At 69.9% G+C, this 2608-nt stretch carries 1 protein-coding gene; it reads left to right on the forward strand.

The genetic code is table 11. The features are described 5' to 3' along the window. On the forward strand, window positions 1-2608 hold a 2608-nt coding region (locus AB0N16_RS41575), incomplete at both ends, for a condensation domain-containing protein (protein ID WP_365806012.1).

Genomic DNA, 2608 nt, shown 5'->3' on the forward strand with positions numbered 1-2608 from the left:
ATCGCCCACATCTGGTCCGAACTCCTCGGAGTATCACCCATCGGCACCGACGACGACTTCTTCGAACTCGGCGGACACTCCATGCTCGCCATCCAAGTCATCTCCCGCATCAACGAAGCCCTCGACACCGACATCAACCTGCGGGTCGTCTTCGACAACCCCACCGTGGGCGCCCTGGCGGAACACGCGGACGGTCTGTCGGCCGGCCCGTCCCGCGCGGTGCTCCAGCCGGTTCCCAGGACCGGCCGCATGCCGCTGTCGTACGCACAGCAGCGGTTGTGGTTCCTGGACCAGCTGATCCCGGACAACCCGTTCTACAACGTGCCCGACGCCGTCCGGATGAGGGGGCGACTGGATCTGGACGTGCTGGCCCGTGCCCTGAGCGCGTTGGTCGCGCGTCATGAGGTCCTTCGGACCACCCTCCACGAGGAGGCGGGCCTGGCCTGGCAGGAGATAGCCGATCGGGCGCCGGTGGCGCTTCCCGTGGTGGATGTGTCGCGGGAACCGGAACCGGAGTCCGTGGCACGCCGGCTGGTGGCGGAGGAGGCCCGGACGCCCTTCGACCTGTCCGCGGGGCCGCTGCTGCGTGCGGGGGTGCTGCGGCTGGGCCCGGACGACCACGTGCTGTGGGTGACGATGCACCACGTGGTCGCCGATGCGTGGTCACGGCTTGTCCTGATGCGCGAACTGGGCACCCTCTACGCCGCTTTCGTCGACGGCGGGGACGGGGACGCGGCGCTGCCGGACCTGTCCGTGCAGTACGCCGACTTCGCCGTCTGGCAGCGGCGCTCCTTCGAGGACGGGGGTCTCGCGTCTCAGGTCGAGTACTGGCGTGGGGTGCTGGAGGGTGCGCCGCCGCTGTTGGAGTTGCCGGTGGACCGGGTGCGGCCGGTGGTGTCGTCGTATCGGGGGGCCTCGTGGGAGTTCGAGGTGTCGGCTGAGGTGTGCCGCGGGCTGCGTCTGCTGGGACAGACCCAGGGTGCGACGCTGTTCATGGTGGGGCTGGCCGCGTTCCAGGCGGTGTTGGCCCGGTTCGCCGGAACGCGGGATGTCGTGGTGGGGGTGCCGATCGCGGGCCGGGTGCGGCCTGAGCTGGAGTCGTTGATCGGGTTCTTCGTGAATACGCTGGCGATGCGGACGGACTGTTCGGGTGACCCGCGGTTCATCGAGCTTCTGGGGCGGGTGCGGGAGACGGCGCTGGGCGCGTACGCGCATCAGGATCTGCCCTTCGAGCAGTTGGTCGAGGAGCTGGCTCCGGTGCGTGACCTGAGCCGGAATCCGATCGTCCAGGTGATGTTCCAGCTGAATGACGTGCCGCAGCCGGCGCTGGATCTGCCAGGTGTGGAGTTGGCGTCCTTCGCTCCGGTCGATGAGGTGACACGGTTCGACCTGTCGATGTTCCTGGTGGAGTCGGGGGACGGTCTTGCCGGGCAGGTGGTGTATTCGGCCGATCTGTTCGACGAGGAGACGGTCGAACGGCTGGCCACGGGGTTCATGCGGGTGTTGGAGGTGGTGGCGGCCGATGCGTCGGTGCGGTTGTCGCAGTTGCCTCTGGTGGGTGAGGCCGAACGGCGTCGCCTGGTGTCGGAGTGGAACGAGACGTCGGTGGGGGTGCCCGGCGGGGTGACGGTGCCCGGGTTGTTCGCGGCGCAGGTGGCGCGGACGCCGGACGCGGTGGCGCTGGTCGACGGTGATCGGCGGTGGACGTACCGGGAGCTGGACGGCGCCGCGGCTGTGGTGGCCGCCCGGCTGGGTGCCACAGGCGTGGGTCCGGGCCGTGTGGTGGGGGTGTGCTCGGGCCGGCAGTCGGAGATGGTGGCGGGCCTGCTGGGGGTGTTGCGGGCCGGGGCCGCGTACGTCCCGTTGGATCTGTCGTATCCGGTCGAGCGGTTGGCGTTCATGCTGGAGGACAGCGGGGCGGATGTGGTGGTGGCCGGCACGGACGTGCCGGCCGCGCTGTCGGATCGGCGGACGACGATCGCCATTGCACGGGACGGAGCCCTGGAGGAGAACCCGGCCGACGCCTCAGGCGCCCCCGAAGGCCCGGCAGCGGGCCCGGCAGGCCCGGACGATCTGGCGTATGTGATCTACACCTCCGGCTCGACCGGACAGCCCAAGGGCGTCGAGATCACCCACGCCGCTGTGGCCAACCTGATGGCCGCGCTCCGTGACGAGCTGGCCCGCGACGAACTCCTGGTGCCCGGTCTGCAGGGTCTGCTGCTCTCCCCGCTGTCGTTCGACTCGTCCGTCAAGCAGCTGCTGCTGATGTGCGAGGGCGTCACGCTGCACGTACTGGACGACGCGACACGGCGGGATCCCGCGGCCGTCGCCGCCTATGTGCGCGAGCAGCGGATCGACGAGTTCAACTGCACACCCACCCTGCTGCGAGCGCTCATCGACTCCGGTGTGTTCGGCCGGGAGCACACGCCTCGGTTCAGCCTGATCGGCGGCGAGGCCATCGACCCGGAGCTGTGGCTGCTGCTGTCCGCGCTCTCCGCCCGGCACGGACACAGCGCCTTCAATCTGTACGGTCCGACGGAGTGCACGGTGGACGCGACGCTGGCACGGGTCTCCGGTGACCGCCCGGTGATCGGCCGCCCCCTGGGCA

The sequence above is a fragment of the Streptomyces sp. NPDC051105 genome (genome assembly GCF_040682795.1).
In the GTDB taxonomy this organism is placed as follows: Bacteria; Actinomycetota; Actinomycetes; order Streptomycetales; family Streptomycetaceae; genus Streptomyces.